We start from the raw sequence: 16,383 nt of genomic DNA on the forward strand, positions 1-16,383 counted from the left end.
TGCGGATTCGAATAAAGGGTGCGGCTGGGGTTGGTGCCCTACAGGGGGCCGGTAAGTTTTGAGGGGTGGTGGGGATCGAGTACAAGCCTGAGGATGACCCGAAGAAGGTGCGGATTTCTCGGGGGCTGCCGGAGGGGGTGTCTCGGGCGGAGGTCACGTTTCGGGTCGAGGGTGGGCTGCGGGGGTCTCGGGTGGTGCGGCGGTCGGAGGCGGAGTTCGCGTTCGTGCGCACCGCGACCGACGGGGCGTACGAGGGGGTGTGGAGTGAGCCCGAGCGGGTGTGGGTCGGGGATGCCGATCGGTACATCGAGCGGGCTCGGCGGCGAATCCTGGAGCAGGAGGCGGAGATTCGGCGGCGGCGGGAGGCCGTGGACCTGAGCTGCCCGTGGTGTGCGCGGGAGCGGGACTACATCGGGGTGCTCGGATTCATCACCGGGGTCGCCGGATTCCTCACGGAGCATCCGGCCGAGTGGGGGCAGGAGATCGTCAAACAGCACGCCTACCGCTGCGGCGGGTGCGGGTCCATGCAGTTCTTCGCCGACGGATTCCTGGAACATCCGTTGCCGGGGCGTCCGCACGACGCCTGATCCCGCGACGCCGATCCCGCGCACCATCGCCATGACACCCTCGGCGACCTGGAGACCTCCACGCTGACCGAACTGCCGCGCGGTCGTTCGCCGATCGTCACCCGCGTGGTGCCCTGTTCGACGCGATTGACACCCACCCCCACGGGTATGTAACCACTGAAACCCATTTAGCCGGTAACCAGAGGTGCTGCGGATGACCCAGCTCGAAACCCCTGCCCCCCGACAACTCCCACGCGCCTGGCACGTCGGCCTGCCCGGCCTGCTCACCCTCGCCGTCACCTACGGCTACGGCCGCTACGGCTACGGCCTCTTCCTCCCGCAGCTGCGGCGCGAATTCCACGGCGGCGCAGGGCTTCTCGGAACCATCGCCAGCATCGGCTACCTCACCGAATTGATCGTGGTCGTCGTGGTGGGCCGCCTGTCGGGCCGGGTCGCACCCCGCGTGCCGATCGTGATCGGCGGCCTCTTCGCCGCGACCGGAATGGCGTTGATGGCGAGCGCGACCTCGGCGGGAACGCTCGCGGTCGGCGTCGCGCTGGCGGGAACGGCCCCGGGCTGGGTGTGGGCCCCGTACTCGGACGCGATCGACGCGGGCACCCGGAAATCGTCTCGTGCGCAAGCGATCTCGATGGTCAGCAGCGGAACCACCTTCGGTGTCCTGGTCGCCGGTCCCGCGGTGGTGCTCGTCGCCCCGTCCGGCTGGCGCCTGGTATGGGCGGGCGCGGCGGCGGTCGCGCTCGCCGTCACGCTGTGGAATCGGCTCGTCCTGCCGCCGGTTCCGCATCCGGGACCGACCGCCAGCGTGCCGAGGCGCCAAGGCGCACGGCTACTCCCACAGCGCGGACACCTTCCCCAGCTACGAGGTGCTCGGCTATCCCGCCGACATCGAACACCACACGCCCACCCGTACCGCCGCGAACGCGAGCGCGCCCAGCGCGGCCGCGTGTCCTGGCCGACCCCCGCCCGCGCCCGCCTGCTGCTCGCCGCCTTCTCCTCCGGCGCGGTCGGCGCGGCATACTGGGCGTACGCGGGCGTGGCGGTGGGCGAATTCCCCGGCATCCCAACCACATTCGGCCCCACGCCCCTGTTCTGGAGCATGATCGGAGCCGCCGGTGTGCTGGGCGTCCTCACCGGAACCCTCGTCACCCGCTGGGGCCTGCGCGCGGTCTTCGCGACCGCCCAAGCCCTCGTCGCCGCATTCTGCTTGCTGCTCGCCCTCCCCGGTCCCGGCTGGTTCGCCTACGTCGGCGCGGCCGCCCTGTTCGGCGCGGGATTCATGATCGGCGGCACCCTGCTGCCGCTGTGGAGCGAGCGCGTCGACTCCCGTTCGCCGACAGCCGGATTCAGTACGGTCGTCGTCGTGATGACCCTCGGTTCCGCGCTGGGCCCGGCGCTGTCCGGCCCGATCATCGATGCCGCCGGACCGGAACCGGTGTTCACATCACTGGCCGTCGCGGCGGTCGCCACCATGATGGTGTACCCACGCACCGGCGACCTCGCCGAGAACCGAAGGGAGACATAGATGCAACCCCCGCGCCTCGGCGGCCGACTGTGCCTGGACTTCGCCAACACCGTCGGCCCCCGCCGCTCCCGCCCGGACAAGGCGTCCCACGAATACCTCGGCACCCTCCCCGACCTCGTCCGCTGGTGTGCCGCCGCCGAACTCGTCGACGGTCCCGACGCTCTCCGAGGCGACGACCTCCTGCACCGCTGCCTCGACCTCCGCGAGGCCATCCACCGCACCTTCGCCGCCCTCGCCGCCGACCGGCGACCCCCCGACGAGGACGTGGCCGCGATCCTGTACGCGCACAGCGAAACCCTGCGCCACGCCACCCTCACCGTCACCGGCCCCCGCGCCCGTCTCACCTGGCCCCGAACCGGTCCGTCCGCCGTCCTCGGCCCGATCGCCGACTCCGCCGTCGACCTGCTTCGCACCGGCGACCTCGACCGGATCCGCGTCTGCCCCGGCCACGACGAGTCCTGCGGCTGGCTGTTCTACGACACCACCAAGAACCGCTCCCGCCGCTGGTGCAGCATGGACCTGTGCGGCGCCCACGACAAGGTCCGCCGCCACCGCGCCCGCGCCTAGCGCCGCCGCGCGCGCCATTCCGCCTCCAGCACACCGAGTTCCGTCGTCGGGGCCTCGTCGTAGAGCCACTCCCGCGCGATGCGATGCCAATTGTTGGTCGTCTCCAGCTGTCCCAGCACCGCGAAGGTGAACAAATCCACCCGCCGGGAGAAGACGTGCTCGGCGGGCAGCCGCTGCTGGTGCATACCGCGGAACTCCTCGGCCCGCGGGTCGACGGCCATGATCACCGCGCCCGTGGCCAGTTCGGGGGTGATGGTCAGCTCCTCGTCGAGCAGATGCCAGCCCGCCGCGGCCCACACGTAGTCCAGGCACTCCTGCGGGGTGACCTCGCCCTCGGGGTCGATGATGCCGCGAGCCACCCAGGCGTCGTAGATGTCCTGGGCCCGGTACTCGCCCGCCGCCCGCAACGCCGCCCGTTCGAGTTCGACGTGCTCGGGGTCCATCGTGTTGTAGAGGCCGAAATCCACGAACCCCAGCCGTCCGTCGTCGGCGAGCAGGATATTGCCCGGGTGTGGATCACCACAGAATTCGAAGTCCGCGAACAGGGAACTCACATAAAACCGGTAGATCAGCTCACCTATCCGATCGCGTTCGGGCGCGGGCAGTTGTTGCATCTCACCGAACGAGCGGCCCTCGAGGAACTCGGTCACCAGGACGTGATGCCCGCAGAATTCCTCGATACTGTCGGGTACGGTGATGCACGGATGATTCCGGTAGCGCGAGGCCACCCGATGCTGCGTGCGCGCCTCCCGCACATAGTCGAGTTCGCTGCCGATATTGCGCGCGATCTCGTCGAGCACCTCGCTGTCGGCGGCGCTGGGCAGCAACGATTTCCACAGTCGGCTGATCATCGACAGATTGCGCATATCCGCCTCGACGGCCCGATCCACGCCCGGATATTTCACCTTGACCGCCACCGCGCGGCCGTCGCGCAGCCGCGCCCGGTACACCTGACCGATCGAGGCCGCGGCCACCGGCGTCTCGTCGAACTCGGCGAAAACCCGTGCCAGCGGGCCCAGATCGCCCTCGATGACCCGCCGCATCTCCGGGAAGGGCACGGTGGGCGCGCGGTCGCGCAGCTCGGCGAGCTTGTCGCGGAACATTTCCCGATGCGATTCCGGTAGCAGATCGACATCGAGCACGGACAGAATCTGCCCCAACTTCATCGCCGCGCCCTTCATACCGCCGAGCACGGTCACCAATTGCTGCGCGGTCTGGAGGGTGGAACGTTCAGCGAGCACGCGGCGCGCCTCCTCGGTCCGGCCGATCATCGACAATCGGGTGCCCACCCCGCGGATCGCCTGTCCCGCCGCGAGGCGGCCCATCCGGCCGCCTCGCGCGATTCGACTCTTCGGCACCCGACCGCTCACTGTCACACCTCCATGTGTCACAAACCGATGCCCACATTCCACCGCATCGCGGCCCGTGGGTTCGTGAAATTCGAATCTGGATCGGAAATCGCATCCGGCGCTAAACTGAGCGCCGTTCATTTTTCGATGCCAGCAGGAGGGGTGCGGTGCCGCCGAAAACAGTGGGCCAGCGTCATCGCCCGGCGCAGGAACGCGCCCGGGCCACCCGCGAGCACATCCTCGACACCGCGGCACGGCTGTTCGGGGAGCGCGGGATCGCCAACACCTCGACCAACCGCATCGCCGCGGAGGCCGGGGTGAGCATCGGCACGGTCTACCGCTACTTCGCCGATCGCTCCGTGATGGTCGAGGAGCTGCTCGAACGCCTGCTCGAGAACATCGAACGCCGGTTCACCCAGCGGGTTTTCGGGCTGGCGGAGAAGCAGGTGCTCGAGGTGGTCACCGGCATCCTCGAGGTGATCACCGACGAACTGGTCGCCAACGCGGCGCTCGTGCGCGCCCTGGTCGCGGGAGTTCAGTTCTACAGCAGCGGGATTCCCGAATTCGAGCCCCGGCTGCGGCTGCTGGTCAAGGTGCTGGTCATCCAGCTGCTCGGACCCGGCGACGACCACGAGTACGACGTGATCACGTTCGTGCTGATCAACACCGGTTTCGCGGCGGTGTTGCGGGCCTCGGCCCTGGAGGTCGACCCGCAACAGCGCAAGGAGGTCATCGACATGACCGCGCGCATGATCACGGCCATGGCCGAGAGCGAGATCGGCTCCCGCACCGCCTGAGCCGCCGTAGCGGCAAAAAGTGAGCACCGGTGCCGAACAGTCGTCGCCGACCGTCCTCGAATCCGCCGTCGCGGACACGATATCCGCAGGTCGAGGCCGGTGCGGCGAAATGCGGAGCGGAGTATTCGAACGGAGTAGTAAGTGAGTGCGCGCCCAGCTTAGAGTTCGATCATCGACACGAGAGTGTCGTAGATCACCCGATGAGGGCGCGGGGTATCCCAGCGCCCGGGGCGGAGAGGAGCCGACGATGACGACCATTACCACCGGCGAAGCGTTCCGGACGCAGTTGACCGTGTCCGGCAAGCCGATGTCGGCGCCCCTGCAGGACGTGCGCGCGTTGTCGCGGCAGCTGGTCGGCCATTTCGTCGACAACGTGGTCCCGTGCGGGACCCTGCCCGGCGACGCCCTGTCCGGGGACGTCACCACCATCACCCGACTGTGCCTGGAACTGGCCGTGAGCATGCTCGACGGACAGGACATCCCGGCCAAGACCGACCGCCTCGCCGAGGCCGCCGCGGGCTGGGCGCGCGAGGGCGTGCCGATCGACACGATCGTGCACGCCATCCACGAGGGCTTCAAAGTCGGTATGGCCCTGGTGATGTCGCAGGCCACCGACAAGGACTACCAGAGCGTCGTCGCCGCCTCGCGGCTGGTGGTGGAGATGCTCGACACAATGACCGGCACCGTCGCGCGCGCCTACGTGCGCGAGCACAAGGCCGTGGTCAGCGAGCACCACACCGCCGTGCACACGCTCACCTCCGCGCTGCTGGGCGGCTACTCGACCTCGACCATGGCCCGCGAATGCGGCATCGAGATCGCCGAATCGTATTCGGTTGTGGCGCTGTCGATTCCGCGGCATCCCGACGAGAACAACCCGATGCTGGACGGCAAGGTCGTGGCCCGGCGCAAACTGCGCCGGTTGCAGGCCGAACTGGCCACCCGCTGCGACGAGACGATGCTGTCGCTGCTGTCGGTGGACGGCGGCACGATCCTGGTGCCCGCCGACGCCGTGGACGACGCCGGGCTCGACGATCTGGTGGCGGGCCTGTCGGCCGCGGCGCACGTGCCGATCACCGCGGCCGTGGTGACCGCGGCGGTGGTGGAGATCCCCGGCGCCGCCGACCGCGCCCACGAACTGCTCGACATGGTGCACCGGCTGCACTGCATCCCGGGGGTGTACCGCTTCCCGGATCTGGCGCTCGAATACCAGCTCACCCGGCCGGGGCCGGGCCGGGAGTCGTTGGGCGCGTTGCTCGATCCGCTCGACGAGCACCCCGAACTGCTGCACACCCTGCAGTGCCACATCTCCAACAACCTCAACCGCCAGCGCACCGCCCGGCTGCTGCACGTGCACACCAACACGGTGGACTACCGGCTCAAGCGCATCGGCACCCTCACCGGTTTCGACCCCACCGAGACCTCCGGCCTGTGGTATTTGCGCTCGGCGATCATCGCCCGCACTTTCCGCCAGGCGGAGGGCCTGGCGGGAAAGTGACGGCCGCGGCGGCCTAGGCGATGCCCAGGCCGCCCGCGAGCACCGGCCAGGACCGCTTCAGCGCGTCCTCCCAGTAGCCCCACGAATGGGTGCCCGCGGGTTCGAAATCGAAGGTCGCCGGAATGCCCAACTGCCCCAGGCGATTCTGGAGGTTGTGCGTGCAGTAGTCGACGGCGGCCTCGATCACCCCGCCGATCACCAGCTGATTGGCGTACCCGCGGGGACCGGGCTGCATGTGGCTGCCGTTGTAGACGTCGTAGATGCCGGGGATGCCGGTGCCGCTGGACACGAACAGCGCCAGCCCGCGCAGCTGATCGGCGTGCAGGTACGGATCGTTGGCCGCCCACATCGGATCGTCGTCGGGGCCGTACATGTTGCGGGTGTCGCCGCCGCCCCACTGCTCCACCGACAGCTTCACGAACTGCCGCCCGAGCGGATCGCTGATCTGCGCGCAGCCGCTGTAGGCTGCCACCGCGCGGTACAGGCCGGGCGCGGCGATCGGCAGTTGCAGCACCGAGGTGCCCGAGGTGGACAGGCCCGCCAGCGCGTTGGCCCCGGTGGTGGCGAATTCGGCGTCGACGAGCGGCGGCAGTTCCTCGGTGAGGAACGTCTTCCATTTGTACACACCGAGTTTCGGGTCCGGCGCGCGCCAGTCGGTGTAGTAGCTCCACCGCCCGCCGACCGGCTGCACGACGTTGACCTGCTTGCCGGACAGGAAGCTGAGCACATCGGTGTTGCGCTGCCAGGTGGCCGAATCCTGGCCGCCGCCACCGCCGTTGAGCAGATACAGCACCGGCGCGGGCGCGTCGGGATCGGCGGGCCGCTGCACGTTCACCATGATGTCGGTGTTCATCGCGGCCGAGTGCACCCGTAGCTGCACGGTCCGCTCGTCGACCTGCCAGCGGCCGGTGATCGCCGAGCCGTCCGGCGCGTCGGCCACGCACGGGGCCGCGCCGAGCAGTGCGCCCGCCACGACCACGACGGCCGGAAACGCGATGCGGCGCAGCATGTTCCGGAACATGAGTACTCCTGAGAAAAACGGCTGTGCCCGCCGGGCGGAGAGGCTCCGATATCCGCCCGGCGAGCACATGTGGGAAAAGGGTCTTACAGCGAGCCGCCGCCGCCGAACAACCAGGGGTTGAAGGTGCAGGTCAGATTCGGCGTCTGGGCCGGATCCAGGGTGTTGAGGATGATCGACAACGCCCGCGGCGAGTACATGATCGTCAGGTGATCGGACACGTCCTGCTCGCAGCCGTCCTGCAGGGTGATGTTGCGGACCGTCGCGCCCGGGCCCGCCTTCAGGAAGGTCAGGTCGTAGGGCGTGGAGATCTCGTCGTAGCGGGTGCCGACCACGGTGTAGTCGACGCCCGGCACGGTGTCACCACCGGCGTTGAGGTTGTTGATGAAGTCCGAGCCCACGGTCTGCTGAATACCGCTGTGGCCCACGAAGATCTCCACCAGCCCCAGCACGTCGATGCCGAGGTTGTTGATGGCCCGGCCCAGCGCGCCGATGCCGTCGAGGGTGGTGCCGTGGTTGGTGGCGGAGAAGGTCATCAGGTGGTGCACCTTCGACGCGCCGCCCTCGAACTTCAGGTACTGCCGCGACACGGTGCCGCCCTGCGAGTGACCGATCAGGTTCACCTTCTGCGAGCCCGTCGCGGCGAGCACGCGGTCGACGAAAGCGCTGATCTGCTTGGCGGATTCGGCGATGTTCTCCGTCGCGTTCGCGCCGGGGAGCACCGAGCCGAGACCGCCGCCCTCGATCAGGTTGGCCTGACCGTAGTTCAGGGTGAACACGCAGTAGCCCGCGTCGTGGATGGGCTGGGAGATGTAGGCGAAATTGTCGTAGGCGCTCTCCCAGGTGCCGTGGATCAGCACGACCGGCTCGGGGTGCTGAGCGGTCGGCTTGCAGCCCCAGTCGTTGGTGCCGGGCGGGGCCGCGTTGGGATTGAGCAGGCTGTAGCCGAACGCGCCGATGAACGACGTCGATGCCGGGCCGTAGCCGACGGTGTCGGAATAGTGGCCGCCCGACGAGCCGGAACTGGAACCCGAACCGCCGTAACAATCACCGGAGCCGTTTCCCGAACCCGCCCCGCTGCCGGATGTGCACGCGGACCCGGAACTGCCCGCGCTACCGCTGTCGGCGATCGGATGGGCGTCGGGATTCTTCAGCCCTTGGTCGATGTATTGCGCCAGCTGCTGTTGCTGTGTCGCTTCATCCGGCGTCAACTCCGGGGCGGCATTCGCACCCCCGGTGGTCAATGCCATGGCGAGGGTCGCGGCGCCGGCGAGTATTCCGACGCGCAGCCCGCGCCGGGCGGCACTTCGTTTCATAATCTTTGCCTCCTGCGGAACCTCATCGTTCGGTCACGGTGCGGTCGAAGTGCACCGCGACGGGCAAAAACGTAAGGCGCGGCGCGGCTTTCGCGGCCGCGACGGCGTTCATTCTGGGTACCTCACCACCGGCGGGAACGCCCGCAGGGAAGGTTGACAGCTCGTAACTGTGAAAAATGCGCACGGATCGCCTCGCGGTTCGGTGATTTTTCCGGATTCACTCGCAACCGTCCGGGAGAGGGGAGTTCGTGGGCCACCATGAGCGTGTCAGGTCAGGCGCGAGGAGCACGATGTCGATATTCGTCCGGGACACCGACGCGCAGCCGGTTATCGGGCGGTGGCGGTTCCGAAGCCGGAATGCGGTGCTGGCGGCCGAGGCCGCCGGGACGGCCGTGACGACCGATGTGGAGGACGCGGCCCTGACCGCGGTGGTCGCCAACTGGGACGCCGACCGGATTCTGCACGTGGAATACGTGCTCGACATCATTCGCCCGCTCGTTGCCGGAGAGCCGCTGGACGCCGATGTCCTGTGCGAGGCCTTCCACCACTACCGCGACTATCGCATCGTCTCGCTCACCACCAGGCTGCGCGACCGCGACGACGAACTCGTGCACGTCCGCACCACCACCCTGCTGATCCAGGGGCGGCTGGCCACGGCCGACGACGGCGCCCGCACGAGCGAGCCGGACGGCGCGCTCGTGTCGATCCCGCTGTCCCGCCGCCGCGCCGACCCCGAAGCCGCTCGCGCCCACGCGAATTCGTCGCCGCGCCCCGTCGTGGTGCGCCCGACGGTCGGCTTCGACTCGCTACGGGTCGGCACCGCGCTGCCGCCGCACGCCGTCGTGCTCGGCGCCCACAAACCACCCCCGCCGTGGGCGATCGGCCTCGGCCTCGCCGCGGGTTATGTCGGTTCCTGGGCGGGCGATCCCGCCGCGCTGACCCGGTGCCGCCTGCACTACGCACCGCGGCTGCACCGGACGCCGGGACCGGGGCGGGTGGTCTTCCGCGGCCAGGTGGGGTGGCTCAATCCCCGCTGCCGCACCGCCACGATCGTGGTCGACGCGGACGCGGGGGAGCACAAACTGTTCGGATACGCGACGGCCGAGGTCCGCCTCGGGTGATCGTGGGCGCACGAGGAAAGCACGACGTTGTCCACCGACATCATGGAGGTGACCGCCGAGGTGGCGGTCGCCCGCAGCGCCGTCTGGCAGCTGCTCACCGAATGCGGCACCTACGCCCGCCTGTTCACCGGAATCGGGGCCTGTGACCCCGTCGCCGCGATCGGCGGACACCCGCAGTGGCAGCTGCGGATCGGCACGCCCGAGGCCGAGATCCACACGCTCACAGCCGTTCTGGTCGTCGTCGTGCCGGGGGTGACCTTCGAGCTGCGCTGCCCGGCGCTCGGCAGTTTCGCCGTGGTGCGGCTGCGCGATCGCGACGAGCTGACCCGGATCACGGTCACCTGCTTCGCGCCCGGCCGGGTCCATCCCGTCGTCGCGCCGCTGCCCAACGCGCGCATCCGGGCCTGGCTCGAGGAGGGGCTGGGCCGGGTGGCGGAGCTGGCGCAGGGCGCGTCCACCGCGGTCGCGGCCAACGGCGAACGCGCGGCGCTGCGGCAGCACGCGGCGGTGCTGCGCCAGATCGTCGCCAGCGGGGTGGCCCGCACCTATCGGCTCGATCAGGCCGTGCTGCAATTGAATTCGCTGTCGCGCTGGGGGTTCACCCTCGCCGGGGGCTACGCGGCCGCGGCGGTGGTCGATCCCGGCCGCACCGCGGTGGTCGACGATCGCGGGCAGCGCAGCTTCGCCGAGATCCACACGCGCACACAGGCTCTCGCCGCCGCCATGGCCGACCTCGGGCTGACCGCCGGAGACGCGGTCGGCCTGCTGGCGCACAATCACGCGGGCGCGGTCGAAACCCTCGTCGCCGCGGGCAAACTCGGGGTCGACGTGGTGCTGCTCAACGCCGGGCTCTCCTCCCGCCAACTCGAGGACACCGTGCAGCGGCACCGGCTCACCACCCTGTTCGTGGACCGGGGCCTGGAACATCTGGTGCGGTACCTCAGCGACGGCGTGCGCCGCTACCGCACCGATCCGACCCCCGACACGGCCGCCGAGCGAACCTCCATCGACGACCTGATCGACCTGGGGCACAAGGACTTTCGCCGATCCTCGCGGCCGGGCCGGTTGATCGTGCTGACCTCCGGGACCAGCGGCGTGCCCAAGGGCGCCCGCCGCCCGCACCCCAAGGGCTTCGCGACGGTGGCGGCGCTGCTGTCGCGGATCCCGTGGAGCGTCCACGAGACCATGGTGATCCCCGCGCCGCTGTTCCACACCTGGGGCCTGGCCGCGTTGCAGCTGAGCACCGCGCTGCGCGCCACCGTGGTGCTGCCGCGCGAGTTCGACGCCCGCGAGTGCCTGCGGCTGATCGCCGAGAACCGTGCCAGCACACTGGTCGTCGTGCCGACGATGGTGCAGCGCATCCTGGATCTGCCGCTGGCGGTGCGGGCCCGCTACGACACCTCGAGCCTGCGTGTGGTCGCAAGCTGCGGCGCGCCGCTGGCCGGGGCGACCGTGCTGCGGTTCATGGACACCTTCGGCGATGTGCTCTACAACGTGTACGGCTCCACCGAGGTGTCCTGGGCGACGGTCGCCACGCCGGAGGATCTGCGCGTCTCGCCCACCACCGCGGGCCGTCCGCCGCTGGGCACGAAAGTGGCTGTGCTGGGCCCGGATCGGCGGCCGGTGCCGGTCGGGGCGACCGGGCGGATCTTCGTGGGCAACCACATGCTGTTCGACGGGTACGTCAACTACGCGCCGCCGGACGAGGCCGACGGGCTGCTCGACACCGGCGATCTGGGCTATCTGGACGTCAACGGGCGGCTGTTCATCGCCGGGCGCGACGACGAGATGATCATCTCCGGCGGCGAGAACGTCTTCCCGCGCCCGGTCGAGGAGGCGCTGGCGCATCTGCCGCAGATCACCGATGTCGCGGTGGTCGGGGTGCCCGATCGCGAGTTCGGGCAGCGGCTGGCGGCGTTCGTGGTCAAGCGCGAGGGATCCGGACTGGACTCGGACATGATCCGCACCTACATCCGGAACCGGTTGAGCCGCTTCTCGGTTCCGCGCGACGTCCACTTCCTCGACGCGTTACCGCGCGGGGAGACCGGCAAGGTGCTCAAACGGATGTTGGGCGGGCAACCGGCCGGGTGAGCTCGGTGCTCACCGCGGCCGGGACACCGGCCAATCGTCGGGCAGGGCCAGGACCGCGCCGATGATGCGCAGCGCCGACAGCAACGCCTGCACCTCGTCCAGCCCCACGCCCACCGCGTCGGGGCGGCCGCCGATCCGGAACGGGCACACGAACAGGTCGGGGCGGTCGGCGTCGCGATGCGGGCGGCCGATGGTGACCGTCACCGGTCCGGTGTTGCCGCGCAGCGTGCGGGTCGCGATCGGCTCGCCCAGCCGATCGGTCATCGCCGCCGGTTCCGTCCGCGCGGCGCCCGGACCGGGAAACGCATATCGAACTGGCCGAACACGGTGAGGTCCGCGCCCTCGCGGCGGGCCGCGGCCAGTTCGTCGCCGACGGCGATGAGCGCGTTGTAGAGCGCGGCGAGGCCGTCCACCCCGCGCACGGTCGATTCGCCGCGGCCTTGGACCCGGAAGCCGCAGCGGAAGTCGCGACCCCACAGCGTCGGCACCGGCTTGCCGATCTCGATCAGAATTCGTCGTTCCCGGTCGGCGATCGTCCGGGTCGCCACCACCTCACCGACACCCTTGCCCACCGCTGACCTCCGGGCTCGACCGCGATCTTTCCGGTGGGAGTTTAGGCGACTTGCGTTGGTTTCCAACGGCTTTGGTGACAGGTCCCAGCTCAGCTCAGCGCGGATTCGAACATCGGCCAGCTGCTGTGCAGATCCTGCTGCCAGTAGCCCCACGAGTGGGTGCCCGCCGGGCGCAGATCGAAGGTGGCCGGGACGCCGAGGTCGCGGAAGCGGTCGCGCAGCGCGCGGGTGCAGCCGTCGGAGATCGCCTCGAGAATGCCGCCGATCGCCAGCTGGTCGGCGAGTTTGGCGGTGTTGCCGTTGATGCCGGTGCTGTCGAGACGATCCAGCGCGCCCGCCTGGCCGTTGCCCGCGGCGACGTAGATCGCGGTGTCGCGCAGGCGATCCGCGTGCACATAGGGGTCGTTGTCGGCCCAGGCCGGATCGTTGGGCGGTCCCCACATATTGGTGACCGTGCCGCCCATGGCGGTGACGATGGTGGCGACCATGGCCTGCCCGGCCGGGTCGCTGGTGCGCACGCACCCGCTGTAGGAGCCGATCGCCTTGTACAGGCCGGGCGCGGCCATCGCGAGCTGGAACACCGAGGTGCCCGTCATGGAGACCCCGGCGATCGCGTCGGCCCCCGAGCCGTGGAAGGCGGCGTCGATCACCGGGGGCAGTTCGCGGGTGAGGAAGGTGGTCCAGCGCGGGCGGCCCAGCACCGGATCGTCGGCGCGCCAATCGGTGAAGTAGCTGCCCGCCCCGCCGGTCGGGACGACCACGGTCACCTGTTTGTCGGCGAAGAAGCGGTCGACGTCGGTGCGCTCGATCCAGCCGTCGCCGTCCACGCCGCCGTCGATCCCGTTGAGCAGGTACAGCACCGGGGCCGGGCGGCTCGGATCGCGCGGCGGCAGCACCCGGACCGGCACGGTGGCGTTCATGGCCGCCGAGTGGACCGACAGCTCGACGACCCGGCTCGGGGGCGCGTCGGCGACGGCGGGGGAGCCGGAGCCCGCGACGACCAGCAGCGCCAACAGGGATGCGCGCCAGCGTGATCCGTGCGATGCTCGACGCGAGGTCATGGCCCGACGCTAGGATTCCGCTGTCGCGACGGCAATGGCCGCGTGCCCGGTTTGGTGATTTCGGCAAACGATCTCGTGCCGAATTGGTAACCGACACAATGTTGCTCGAAAAGTGCGGTGATCTTCGCACCGATGTTGTTGACTACGAATTCGAGCCGTCCCACCCGGGGCCAGGAGTCAACATGTCCATATTCACGCACCGCACGGGCGCGGCGATCGCCGTCGCCCTCACTCTGTTGTGCACGACGGTCGGCGCGCGCGCGGCACACGCCGAGCCCGCGCCGACCGGCGAATCCGCCGACGGCACCCGCATCGTCGAAACGCGGGAGCGTTCCGATCGGCTGGTCGAACTCGAGGTCTATTCCGCGGCGATGAAAAGCACCACGACGATCAGCGTGCTGCGGGCCGCCGATCCCGACGCCCCCGCGCCGACGTTCTATCTGCTGAACGGCGCCAACGGCGGAATCGACGGAAATTGGTTGGATGGAACAGATCTCGTCGATTTCTTTCACGACAAGCAGGTGAACGTCGTGGTGCCGTTCGGCGGGGCGGGCAGCTACTTCACCGATTGGCGCTCCGACGATCCGGTCCTCGGGCGGCAGCGGTGGGGGACGTTCCTGACCAAGGAGCTGCCCCCGGTGATCGACGCCGCCTTCCACGGCACCGGGACGAACGCCATCGCGGGGGTGTCCATGGCGGGCACGTCGGTGTTCCAGCTGGCCTTGTCCGCGCCCGGCCTGTACAAGGCCATCGGGTCCTACAGCGGGTGCGTGCGGACCAGCGATCCGACCGGTCAGGCGATGGTGCAGGCGGTGGTCACCCAGGAGCGCGGCAACGCGGTGAACATGTGGGGGCCGCCGACCGATCCGGCCTGGCGCGCCAACGACCCGTATCTGCACGCGGATCGCTTGCGCGGCACCGCGATCTACGTGGCCAGCGGGACCGGGCAGCCGGGCGCCTACGACAATCTGCCGGGCGCGAACAACAATCCGGCGCGGTTGTTGTTCCAGCTGATCTTCGGCGCGCCGCTGGAGGCGGTGACGAACATGTGCACCCACGAGTTGCAGGATCGGTTGCGGCAGTTGAACGTTCCGGCGACCTTCGACTTCCGCCCGACCGGCACCCACGCATGGGCGTACTGGCAGCAGGATCTGCGCAATTCGTGGCCGATGTTCGAGGCGGCGCTGGGATGACCCGGCAGGAGGCGACCGTCGCGCTGGGGGCGTTCGGGGCGTGCCTGATCTCGGTGTTCATGCAGATGATCGACGTGACGATCGTCAATACCGCGCTGCCGGTGGTGACCACCGAGCTGGGGGCCTCGCGGTCGCAGCAGTTGTGGGTGGTGGCGGGGTACTCGCTGGCGTTCGCGTGCGTGCTGCTGGTGGCCGCGCGGATCGGGGCGACAGCCGGGCGGCGGCGGATGTTCCTGTGGTCGGCGGCGGCGTTCACGGCGGCGTCGGTGTGGTGCGGGATGTCCACCGGGGCAATGGAATTGGTGATCGCGCGGATCGTACAGGGGGTGGCCGGGGCGGGGATGGCGGCGCAGACGATCGCGATCATCACCGCGACGTTCCGGCGGGAGCATCATCAGTACGCCTTCGCGGTGTACGGGGCGGTGGCGGGGTTCGCCGGGATGCTGGGGCCGATCCTGGGCGGGGCGCTGATCACGGTGGACCCGTTCGGATTGGGTTGGCACGCGATCTTTTTGATGAATCTGCCGTTGGGCGTGGTGGCGATCGCGCTGGCGTGGAAGTTCCTGCGGATGGGAGCCGCGCCGGAGCGGGAGCCGCTGGATCTGCGGGGGACGGTGGTGGCGACGGGGGCGTTGTTCCTGTTGTTGTTCGCGTTGTCGGACAGTCAGCAGGCGGGGTGGCGGCCGGTGCACGCCGGGTATCTCGTGATCGCGCTGGTGTTGGGGGCGGTGTTCATCGCGCACGAGCGGGCGGCCCGGCGGGCCGGGGGGCGTGCGCTGGTACGGCTGGATCTGTTCTCGGACAAGGCGTTCGCGGTGGGATCGACGTTGGTGGGGATCTTCTTCGGGGTGTTCACGGCGTTCGTGTTCACCGTGTCGATCCTGTTGCAGGACGTGCTGCACTTCTCCGCGCTGCGCACCGGGATCGCCATGACCCCCTTCGCCGTCGGCGCCGGGGTGGGCGCGGTGGGCTCCCCGATCCTGGTGAACCGCTGGGGCATTCGCGCGCTGTCCGCGGGGATCGCGCTGTTCGCCGTCTGCGTGGCCATCGGCATCGCCTACCTCCACATCACCGGCGGCACGGTCAACCTCCCCCTCGTCATGGGCCCCACCTTCCTCGCGGGCTTCGGCGTCGGCGTCTTCGGCATCCCCCTGCAACCCCTCATGCTCGCCAACCTCGACGAACACTCCCTCGGCGAGGCCTCCGGCCTCCTCCCCACCATCGAACAGATCGGCAACTCGGTCGGCCTCGCCACCCTCAGCGCCGTCTTCTTCCAATCCCACACCCTCACCGGCAGCACCACCATGCTCACCGCCATAACCGCCGCCGCCCTCCTCCTCTCCGCCCTCACCCTCACCCTCCCCAACCACACCCCCACCGCCACCACCCCCTGGACCTTCTCCACCCCCTAGCCCCAAAAGCCCGACAACCAAGTGGTTTAACGAACCCAGCCGCACCCTTTATTCGAATCCGCACCCGCTACAGGGCCCCAGAAGGGGTGCGGATCGGAATAAAAGGTGCGGCTGGGTTGCCGGGCCTGGGGGTCAGGGGACCGCGGTGAACAGTTCGTAGCTGTGGTCGTCGGGGCGCGGACCGCCGACAGTTCGCCCGCTATCTGCAACGCCTCGCAGACGAGGCGGTCCGCTGAATCGTTCGGCCAGCCGAGCCCCCACGAAATCCGTTGGGGGACAATG

15 protein-coding genes are annotated in these 16,383 nt (G+C 69.5%); 9 read left to right on the top strand and 6 right to left on the bottom strand.

Features of this window, described 5'->3' with window-relative positions; genetic code table 11:
- The first annotated feature begins 65 nt into the window (after positions 1-65).
- From ACWDSJ_RS11150 to ACWDSJ_RS11160, 3 genes are all read left to right on the top strand, one after another.
- On the top strand, positions 66-587 hold the full coding sequence (locus ACWDSJ_RS11150; RefSeq protein WP_450031571.1) for a hypothetical protein: 522 nt from the start codon (positions 66-68) through the stop codon (positions 585-587).
- A gap of 193 nt (positions 588-780) precedes the next feature.
- On the top strand, positions 781-2,109 hold the full coding sequence (locus ACWDSJ_RS11155; RefSeq protein WP_450031154.1) for an MFS transporter: 1,329 nt from the start codon (positions 781-783) through the stop codon (positions 2,107-2,109).
- Positions 2,110-2,676 carry a CGNR zinc finger domain-containing protein gene (locus tag ACWDSJ_RS11160; RefSeq protein ID WP_450031156.1) on the top strand — a complete coding sequence of 189 codons (567 nt, stop codon included), beginning with the start codon at positions 2,110-2,112 and terminating at the stop codon, positions 2,674-2,676.
- Here the strand turns inward: ACWDSJ_RS11160 and ACWDSJ_RS11165 are convergent.
- Positions 2,673-4,046, bottom strand: a complete 1,374-nt coding sequence (locus ACWDSJ_RS11165) for an ABC1 kinase family protein (RefSeq protein WP_450031158.1) — start codon at positions 4,044-4,046, stop codon at positions 2,673-2,675. The two genes, ACWDSJ_RS11160 and ACWDSJ_RS11165, sit on opposite strands and share 4 nt — an antisense overlap.
- 146 nt (positions 4,047-4,192) lie before the next feature.
- Here ACWDSJ_RS11165 and ACWDSJ_RS11170 point away from each other — a divergent pair, with 146 nt between their 5' ends.
- Together ACWDSJ_RS11170 and ACWDSJ_RS11175 are read left to right on the top strand one after the other, a co-directional pair.
- Positions 4,193-4,822, top strand: coding sequence for a TetR/AcrR family transcriptional regulator (locus ACWDSJ_RS11170; RefSeq protein WP_387360240.1), 630 nt, complete (start codon positions 4,193-4,195; stop codon positions 4,820-4,822).
- 247 nt (positions 4,823-5,069) lie between these two features.
- The gene (locus tag ACWDSJ_RS11175) at positions 5,070-6,317 is read left to right on the top strand and encodes a PucR family transcriptional regulator (RefSeq protein WP_387360242.1); all 1,248 of its coding nucleotides are present in this window, start codon (positions 5,070-5,072) and stop codon (positions 6,315-6,317) included.
- 13 nt (positions 6,318-6,330) lie between these two features.
- Here the strand turns inward: ACWDSJ_RS11175 and ACWDSJ_RS11180 are convergent, their stop codons facing one another.
- Positions 6,331-7,338 carry an alpha/beta hydrolase gene (locus tag ACWDSJ_RS11180; RefSeq protein ID WP_450031160.1) on the bottom strand — a complete coding sequence of 336 codons (1,008 nt, stop codon included), beginning with the start codon at positions 7,336-7,338 and terminating at the stop codon, positions 6,331-6,333.
- An 83-nt stretch (positions 7,339-7,421) separates the two neighbouring features.
- Positions 7,422-8,651 carry an esterase/lipase family protein gene (locus ACWDSJ_RS11185; RefSeq protein ID WP_450031162.1) on the bottom strand — a complete coding sequence of 410 codons (1,230 nt, stop codon included), beginning with the start codon at positions 8,649-8,651 and terminating at the stop codon, positions 7,422-7,424.
- Positions 8,652-8,941: 290 nt separating this feature from the next.
- Here ACWDSJ_RS11185 and ACWDSJ_RS11190 point away from each other — a divergent pair, with 290 nt between their 5' ends.
- Together ACWDSJ_RS11190 and ACWDSJ_RS11195 are read left to right on the top strand one after the other, a co-directional pair.
- A complete protein-coding gene (locus ACWDSJ_RS11190) occupies positions 8,942-9,772 on the top strand; it encodes a hypothetical protein (protein ID WP_450031164.1) in 831 nt (276 codons plus the stop codon).
- 27 nt (positions 9,773-9,799) lie between these two features.
- A complete protein-coding gene (locus ACWDSJ_RS11195; RefSeq protein WP_450031166.1) occupies positions 9,800-11,863 on the top strand; it encodes an AMP-binding protein in 2,064 nt (687 codons plus the stop codon).
- Positions 11,864-11,872: 9 nt separating this feature from the next.
- On the opposite strand, the gene ACWDSJ_RS11200 is transcribed toward ACWDSJ_RS11195, so the two are convergent.
- From ACWDSJ_RS11200 to ACWDSJ_RS11210, 3 genes are all read right to left on the bottom strand, one after another.
- A complete protein-coding gene (locus ACWDSJ_RS11200) occupies positions 11,873-12,127 on the bottom strand; it encodes a DUF6968 family protein (RefSeq protein ID WP_387360252.1) in 255 nt (84 codons plus the stop codon).
- Positions 12,124-12,435 carry a DUF6968 family protein gene (locus ACWDSJ_RS11205; RefSeq protein WP_387360254.1) on the bottom strand — a complete coding sequence of 104 codons (312 nt, stop codon included), beginning with the start codon at positions 12,433-12,435 and terminating at the stop codon, positions 12,124-12,126. The genes ACWDSJ_RS11200 and ACWDSJ_RS11205 overlap by 4 nt, the downstream gene beginning before the upstream one ends.
- Before the next feature lie 89 nt (positions 12,436-12,524).
- Positions 12,525-13,496, bottom strand: a complete 972-nt coding sequence (locus ACWDSJ_RS11210) for an alpha/beta hydrolase (RefSeq protein WP_450031169.1) — start codon at positions 13,494-13,496, stop codon at positions 12,525-12,527.
- A 182-nt stretch (positions 13,497-13,678) separates the two neighbouring features.
- Between ACWDSJ_RS11210 and ACWDSJ_RS11215 the strand changes: the two genes are divergently transcribed.
- Positions 13,679-14,689, top strand: a complete 1,011-nt coding sequence (locus ACWDSJ_RS11215; protein ID WP_387360258.1) for an alpha/beta hydrolase — start codon at positions 13,679-13,681, stop codon at positions 14,687-14,689.
- A complete protein-coding gene (locus ACWDSJ_RS11220) occupies positions 14,659-16,101 on the top strand; it encodes an MFS transporter (protein ID WP_450031171.1) in 1,443 nt (480 codons plus the stop codon). Before ACWDSJ_RS11215 ends, ACWDSJ_RS11220 begins: the two co-directional genes overlap by 31 nt.
- Positions 16,102-16,383: the final 282 nt, after the last annotated feature.

This window comes from Nocardia sp. NPDC003482, from assembly GCF_053588115.1.